Here is a 6498-nt window from a genome sequence, read left to right as displayed (position 1 = left end):
GGGGACGCGATCAAGGCCCGCTTCGACTGGACGGTTCCCGGCTCGTGACTCCTGAGACTCCTGTGACCCCCGTGCCCGCCGTGACCCCCGAGTCCGCGGCGGCCCGCACGGCCCGCACGACCCGCATCGACGACCTGCCGGTCCGGGACGAGCTGCGCGGCCAGTCCCCGTACGGCGCGCCGCAGCTGGACGTGCCCGTCCAGCTGAACACCAACGAGAACCCGTACCCGCTGCCCGAGGAACTGGTCGCCCGGATCGCCGAGCGCGTCGCCGAGGCCGCCCGCGGGCTGAACCGCTACCCCGACCGGGACGCGGTCGAGCTGCGCGAGGGCCTCGCCGCGTACCTCGGGAAGACCACCGGCTTCCCCGTCCGGCGTGAGCAGGTGTGGGCGGCCAACGGCTCCAACGAGGTGCTCCAGCAGCTGCTGCAGACCTTCGGCGGCCCCGGCCGCAGCGCGCTCGGCTTCGAGCCCTCGTACTCGATGCACGCGCTGATCTCCCGGGGCACCGGCACGGCCTGGATCTCCGGGCCGCGCAACGAGGACTTCACCATCGACGTGGACGCCGCCGTCGCCGCCATCGCGGAGCACCGGCCGAACGTGGTCTTCGTCTGCTCGCCCAACAACCCGACCGGCACCGCCGTGGACGCCGACACCGTGCTGCGGCTGTACGAGGCCGCGCAGGCCGCCCGGCCCAGCCTGGTGGTGGTGGACGAGGCGTACGTCGAGTTCTCGCACCGCGCCTCGCTGCTGCCGCTGATCGAGGGCCGCCCCAACCTGGTGGTCAGCCGTACCATGTCCAAGGCCTTCGGCGCGGCCGGGCTGCGCCTGGGCTACCTGGCCGCCGACCCGGCCGTGGTGGACGCGGTGCAGCTGGTGCGCCTGCCGTACCACCTGTCGGCCGTCACCCAGGCCACCGCGCTGGCCTGCCTGGAGCACACCGACACCCTGCTGGGGTACGTCGGGCGGCTCAAGGAGGAGCGCGACCGGCTGGTCGACGCGCTGCGGGGAATGGGCCTGGAGGTCACCGACTCGGACGCCAACTTCGTCCAGTTCGGCCGCTTCGCCGACACCCACGCGGTGTGGCAGGCCATCCTCGACCAGGGCGTCCTGGTCCGCGACAACGGCGTCCCCGGGTGGCTGCGCGTCACCGCCGGCACGCCCGCCGAGAACGACGCCTTCCTGGACGCCGTCCGCACTGTGATCAAGGAGCTGTAACCCCCATGTCCCGCATCGGACGCGTCGAGCGCACCACCAAGGAGACCTCGGTCCTGGTCGAGATAGACCTCGACGGCACCGGGAGGACCGACATCTCCACGGGCGTCGGCTTCTACGACCACATGCTCGACCAGCTCGGCCGGCACGGCCTGTTCGACCTCACCGTCAAGACCGACGGCGACCTGCACATCGACACCCACCACACCATCGAGGACACCGCCCTCGCGCTCGGCGCCGCCTTCAAGCAGGCGCTCGGCGACAAGGTGGGCATCTACCGCTTCGGCAACTGCACGGTGCCGCTGGACGAGTCGCTCGCCCAGGTCACCGTGGACCTCTCCGGCCGGCCGTACCTGGTGCACACCGAGCCCGAGGGCATCGCGCCGATGATCGGCTCGTACGACACCACGATGACCCGGCACATCCTGGAGTCCTTCGTGGCCCAGGCGCAGATCGCGCTGCACGTCCACGTGCCGTACGGGCGCAACGCGCACCACATCGTGGAGTGCCAGTTCAAGGCGCTGGCCCGGGCGCTGCGCTACGCCGCCGAGCGCGACCCGCGCGCGGCCGGAATCCTCCCGTCGACCAAGGGTGCGCTGTGAGCAATACCGCGATGATCCTCATCTTCGTCGGCCTCTTCCTGGCCGGCGGAGTCATCTCCTTCTGGAAGCAGAAGCACTCGAAGAGCGTCATCCTGGTGCTCGCCTTCGGCTCCGTGATGTGCCTGGCCTCCGGCCTCCTGCGCCTGTAGACCCGCCGCCCGAGACCCGCCGCCCGCCGCACAGAGACTGGACACCTGAACATGGGCAAGAACGTCGTCGTCCTCGACTACGGCTCCGGCAACCTCCGCTCGGCGCAGCGCGCCCTGGAGCGGACCGGAGCGGACGTCACCGTCAGCTCCGACTACGACACCGCGATGGCCGCGGACGGTCTGCTCGTCCCCGGCGTGGGCGCCTTCGAGGCCTGCATGCGCGGACTGAAGTCCGTCCGCGGGGACTGGATCGTGGGCCGCCGGCGCGCCGGCGCCCGACCCGTCATGGGCATCTGCGTCGGCATGCAGATCCTCTTCGAGAAGGGGGTCGAGCACGGCGTGGAGACGGCCGGCTGCGACGAGTGGCCGGGCACCGTGGAGCCGCTGGACGCCCCCGTCGTCCCGCACATGGGCTGGAACACCGTGGACGCGCCCGCGGAGAGCCGGATGTTCGCCGGCCTCGACCCGCAGACCCGCTTCTACTTCGTGCACTCCTACGGGGTGCGGCACTGGGAACTGGAGGCCCACAGCGCGCGGATCAACCCGCCGCTGGTCACCTGGGCCACCCACGGGCAGCCGTTCGTCGCGGCCGTCGAGAACGGCCCGCTGTGGGCCACCCAGTTCCACCCCGAGAAGTCCGGCGACGCCGGCGCCGCCCTGCTGACCAACTGGGTCAACACCCTCTGACTGTCTGAGAGTTGGATCTGATGAGCCTCGAACTGCTGCCCGCCGTCGACGTCCGGGACGGTCAGGCCGTCCGCCTGGTCAAGGGCGCCTCCGGCACCGAGACCTCCTTCGGCGAGCCGCTCGCCGCCGCCCTCGCCTGGCAGAACGCCGGCGCCGAGTGGCTGCACCTGGTCGACCTGGACGCCGCCTTCGGCACCGGCTCCAACTACGAGCTGCTGCGCGACGTCACCGGCCGGCTGGACATCAAGGTCGAGCTGTCCGGCGGCATCCGCGACGACGAGTCGCTCGCCCGCGCGCTCGCCACCGGCTGCACCCGGGTCAACCTCGGCACCGCCGCCCTGGAAGCCCCGGAGTGGGTCGCCAAGGCCATCGCCGAGCACGGCGACAAGATCGCCGTCGGCCTGGACGTCGTCGGCACCACCCTGCGCGGCCGCGGCTGGACCCGCGACGGCGGCCAGCTCTTCGAGGTGCTGGAGCGCCTCGACCAGGAGGGCTGCGCCCGCTACGTCGTCACCGACGTCAACCGGGACGGCACCCTGACCGGTCCCAACCTCCAGCTGCTGCGCGACGTCTGCGCCGCGACCGCCAAGCCCGTGGTCGCCTCCGGCGGCGTCTCCTCGCTCGACGACCTGCGCGCCATCGCCTCGCTCGTCCGCGAGGGTGTCGAGGGAGCCATCGTGGGCAAGGCACTCTACGAGCAGAAGTTCACCCTCGAAGAGGCCCTGGAGGCGGTTTCAGGATGACGGATGGTCGGATCGTACGCGGCGAGGTCGAACACGGCGCGGTCGGGCACGGCGCGGTCGGGCACGGCGCGGTCGTGCGCGGCCGGGTCGGCGGATTCTCCCCCTGGGAGGACGAGTTCGGTTACTCCCGGGCGGTCGCCGCGGGGGACCACGTGCACGTGGCCGGCTCCACCGCCTGGGTGGACGGCCGGATCGAGCACGAGGGCGACCCGTACCGGCAGACCCTCGCCGCGTTCGGCGTCGGGCTCAAGGCCCTGGCCGCGTACGGTCTGACCATCGACGACGTGGTCCGCACCCGGATGTACATCACCCACGTCCGCGACGCCGAGGAGGTGGGCCGCGCCCACCGCGAACTCTTCGACGCCGCACGCCCGGCGGCCACCATGGTGGTGGTCGAGGGACTCATCGACTCCCGGATGATGGTCGAGATCGAGCTCGACGCCTACCGGTCCGGGCTGGCGAAGACCCTGGAAACCCTGGAAGCCCTGGAAGGCGAACAGCCGTGACCCTCGCAGTACGTGTCATCCCCTGCCTGGACGTCGACGCCGGGCGGGTGGTCAAGGGCGTCAACTTCCAGAACCTGCGCGACGCCGGCGACCCGGTCGAGATGGCCAAGCTCTACGACGCCGAAGGCGCCGACGAGCTCACCTTCCTCGACATCACCGCCTCCTCCGGCGACCGGGAGACCACCTACGACGTGGTCCGCCGCACCGCCGAGCAGGTCTTCATCCCGCTGACGGTGGGCGGCGGCATCCGTGCCGTCGAGGACGTCGACAAACTGCTGCGGGCCGGCGCCGACAAGGTCGGCGTCAACACCGCGGCCATCGCCCGGCCCGAGCTGATCCGCGAGATCGCCAAGCGCTTCGGCCGGCAGGTCCTGGTGCTCTCGGTGGACGCCCGGCGCTGCCCGCCCGGGACGGAGACCGAGTCGGGCTACGAGGTCACCACGCACGGCGGGCGGCAGGGCACCGGCCTGGACGCCGTCGAATGGGCGGGCCGCGCCGCCGAGTTGGGCGCGGGCGAGATCCTGCTCAACTCGATGGACGCGGACGGCACCAAGGACGGCTACGACCTGGAGATGATCCGGGCCGTGCGCAAGGCCGTCTCGGTGCCGGTGATCGCCTCCGGCGGGGCGGGCAGGCTCGCCGACTTCGCGCCGGCCGTCGAGGCGGGCGCGGACGCGGTGCTGGCCGCCAGCGTGTTCCACTTCGGGGACCTGCGGATCGGCGACGTCAAGGGCGCGCTGCGCGAGGCCGGGCACCCGGTGCGCTGACGTTCGGCGCGTTCGTTTGCGTGTGCGCCTGGTGTTCGGCGTGTGCGCTGGCGCTCGGCGCGTGCGTTCCGTGCGCGTTCCGTGCGCGTTCCGTGCGTGAGGAGGGCCCGCGGTTCCCGGAACCGCGGGCCCTCGCCGCACGCTCAGGACTCCTGGGGCTCGCCCTTGATCAGCGCGAAGGGGGCGCCGTTCGGGTCCGCCAGCCAGGCCAGCCGGCCGACGTTCTCCACGTCCGAGGCCGGCATCAGCACCGAGCCGCCGGCCGCCGTCGCCCTGGCGATCACCGCGTCCACGTCCTCGGCGGCGAAGTACGGCGTCCAGGCGGAGGGCTGCTCCGGGGACATCGTCGGGGCGATGCCGCCGAAGCTGGTGTCCCGCTGGTCGCCCTCGGCGGTGGAGAGCACCCGGTAGGTCATGCCCGGCGACGGCTCGAAGTTCTCCACCCGCCAGCCGAACAGCTGCCGGTAGAAGGCGAAGGCGCCGTCCTGGTCGGAGGTGTGCAGTTCGGCCCAGACCAGGGCGCCCTCCTCCGACACGGCGTCCAGGCCCTTGGTGTTGCCGGCCTGCCAGACGGCGAACCGGGCACCCTGCGGGTCCGAGAACTGTGCCAGCCGGCCCTCCTGCATCACGTCCATCGGCTCGACCAGGACCTTGCCGCCGGCCTGCCGGACGGCATTGGCGGTGGCGTCCGCGTCGGAGCTGCGGAAGTACGTCGTCCAGGTGGACGGGTCACCCTCGTTGAGCGAGCCGATCGCGCCGACGGTCTTCCCGTTCAGCTGGACGAAGCCGTAGCCACCGGTGTCGGGGATCTCCAGGAAGGTCCAGCCGAAGACCGTGTTGTAGAACGCGGCCGTGGCGGGGATGTCCGGGCTGCCCAGGTCGATCCAGCAGGGCGAGCCGATGGGGAAGTCGGTGGTGAGCATGGCGGTGTGCCCTTCGACGGATGGGACGGCCGGGCGGCCCGGGGCGGACCCCGGCCACCTGCGAGTCTGCACCCGGGCACTGACATCCGCAGCCGGGGAAGCCGCCGGGGGGACGGCCGGGGACGGCCGGGGACGGCCTGGGAGACGGCCGGGGCCCGCTGTGAGCCGCGTCACTTCCCCGCCCGCGGTGCAGCAGCGGGCGGACGGGCGCCGTCAGGGGGGTGGAAGAGACGGCGGGAGAGAAAGTGAGGCCACGGGTGAGGCTGCGCAGGGCCAGTCCCGGGATCGACTTCGTCGAGTTCGTGGAACAGCGTGCGGGCGCGCTGTTCCGCACGGCGTACGTGCTCACCGGGGACGCGCACACCGCGGAGGACCTCGTGCAGGAGGCCCTGGAACGGGCCTGCCGACACTGGCGGCGGGTCGCGCGCGCGGAGGTGCCCGAGGCGTACGTGCGCCGGATCCTGGTGAACCTGGCCAACGACCGCTGGCGGCGCCTGCACCGCTCGGGTGAGCGCCCCGCGCCGGAGCCCGTCATCGAGCACCCCGACCCCCGCGACGCCTACCGGTCGGTGGAACTGCGCGCCGAGCTCGTCGCGGCGCTGCACACCCTGCCGATGGGGATGCGCACCGTGGTCGTCCTGTACTACCTCCACGACCTGGGGGACCGGGAGATCGCGCAGACCCTCGACATCTCCCCCGGCGCCGTGCGCTCGCAACTCGCCCGCGGGCTCGCGAAACTGCGGGCCGCGCTGCCCCGGCAGGACGTCCCGTCCGCGTCGTCGACCTCGCGTGAAGGTGCGTGATGATCCGCTTCCCGCCCCAGGACCCCGCTTCCGCCCCCGCCCCCGACCCCGGCTTCGACAAGGAACTCCTCGCCGCCATGACCGCTTTCGCCGACAACACCCCA

At 72.3% G+C, this 6498-nt stretch carries 9 protein-coding genes; 8 read left to right on the top strand and 1 reads right to left on the bottom strand.

What is annotated here, in order from left to right:
• Positions 1–80 precede the first annotated feature (80 nt).
• Genes ACIQOV_RS21395 through hisF form a run of 7 tightly spaced genes read left to right on the top strand, consistent with a single transcriptional unit; the run spans position 81 to position 4668 of the window.
• Complete coding sequence (locus tag ACIQOV_RS21395) at positions 81–1217, top strand: histidinol-phosphate transaminase (protein ID WP_401050678.1); 1137 nt, start codon at positions 81–83, stop codon at positions 1215–1217.
• A gap of 5 nt (positions 1218–1222) precedes the next feature.
• Entirely contained in the window at positions 1223–1816 is a 594-nt protein-coding gene (gene hisB, locus ACIQOV_RS21390) for an imidazoleglycerol-phosphate dehydratase HisB (protein ID WP_049650368.1), read from the top strand.
• Positions 1813–1965 carry a hypothetical protein gene (locus ACIQOV_RS21385; protein WP_359908297.1) on the top strand — a complete coding sequence of 51 codons (153 nt, stop codon included), beginning with the start codon at positions 1813–1815 and terminating at the stop codon, positions 1963–1965. Before hisB ends, ACIQOV_RS21385 begins: the two co-directional genes overlap by 4 nt.
• A gap of 51 nt (positions 1966–2016) precedes the next feature.
• The gene (hisH, locus tag ACIQOV_RS21380) at positions 2017–2652 is read left to right on the top strand and encodes an imidazole glycerol phosphate synthase subunit HisH (RefSeq protein ID WP_401050674.1); all 636 of its coding nucleotides are present in this window, start codon (positions 2017–2019) and stop codon (positions 2650–2652) included.
• A gap of 20 nt (positions 2653–2672) precedes the next feature.
• Positions 2673–3395, top strand: coding sequence for a bifunctional 1-(5-phosphoribosyl)-5-((5-phosphoribosylamino)methylideneamino)imidazole-4-carboxamide isomerase/phosphoribosylanthranilate isomerase PriA (gene priA / locus ACIQOV_RS21375; RefSeq protein ID WP_401050672.1), 723 nt, complete (start codon positions 2673–2675; stop codon positions 3393–3395).
• On the top strand, positions 3392–3901 hold the full coding sequence (locus ACIQOV_RS21370) for a RidA family protein (protein ID WP_401050670.1): 510 nt from the start codon (positions 3392–3394) through the stop codon (positions 3899–3901). Before priA ends, ACIQOV_RS21370 begins: the two co-directional genes overlap by 4 nt.
• Positions 3898–4668, top strand: a complete 771-nt coding sequence (gene hisF, locus ACIQOV_RS21365; protein ID WP_359908289.1) for an imidazole glycerol phosphate synthase subunit HisF — start codon at positions 3898–3900, stop codon at positions 4666–4668. Before ACIQOV_RS21370 ends, hisF begins: the two co-directional genes overlap by 4 nt.
• 143 nt (positions 4669–4811) lie before the next feature.
• Here hisF and ACIQOV_RS21360 read toward each other — a convergent pair whose 3' ends face one another.
• Positions 4812–5591 (bottom strand): VOC family protein, encoded by a 780-nt coding sequence (locus ACIQOV_RS21360; RefSeq protein WP_401050667.1) that lies wholly within the window; start codon positions 5589–5591, stop codon positions 4812–4814.
• Between the two features lie 257 nt (positions 5592–5848).
• On the opposite strand from ACIQOV_RS21360, the gene ACIQOV_RS21355 reads away from it, so the two are divergent.
• Positions 5849–6394 carry a SigE family RNA polymerase sigma factor gene (locus ACIQOV_RS21355; protein ID WP_401050665.1) on the top strand — a complete coding sequence of 182 codons (546 nt, stop codon included), beginning with the start codon at positions 5849–5851 and terminating at the stop codon, positions 6392–6394.
• Positions 6395–6498 lie beyond the last annotated feature (104 nt).

Origin of the sequence: Kitasatospora sp. NPDC091257, assembly GCF_044757675.1 — a bacterium.
GTDB lineage: Bacteria > Actinomycetota > Actinomycetes > Streptomycetales > Streptomycetaceae > Kitasatospora > Kitasatospora lactacystinica.
This window is presented reverse-complemented; position numbering and strand designations above follow the sequence as displayed.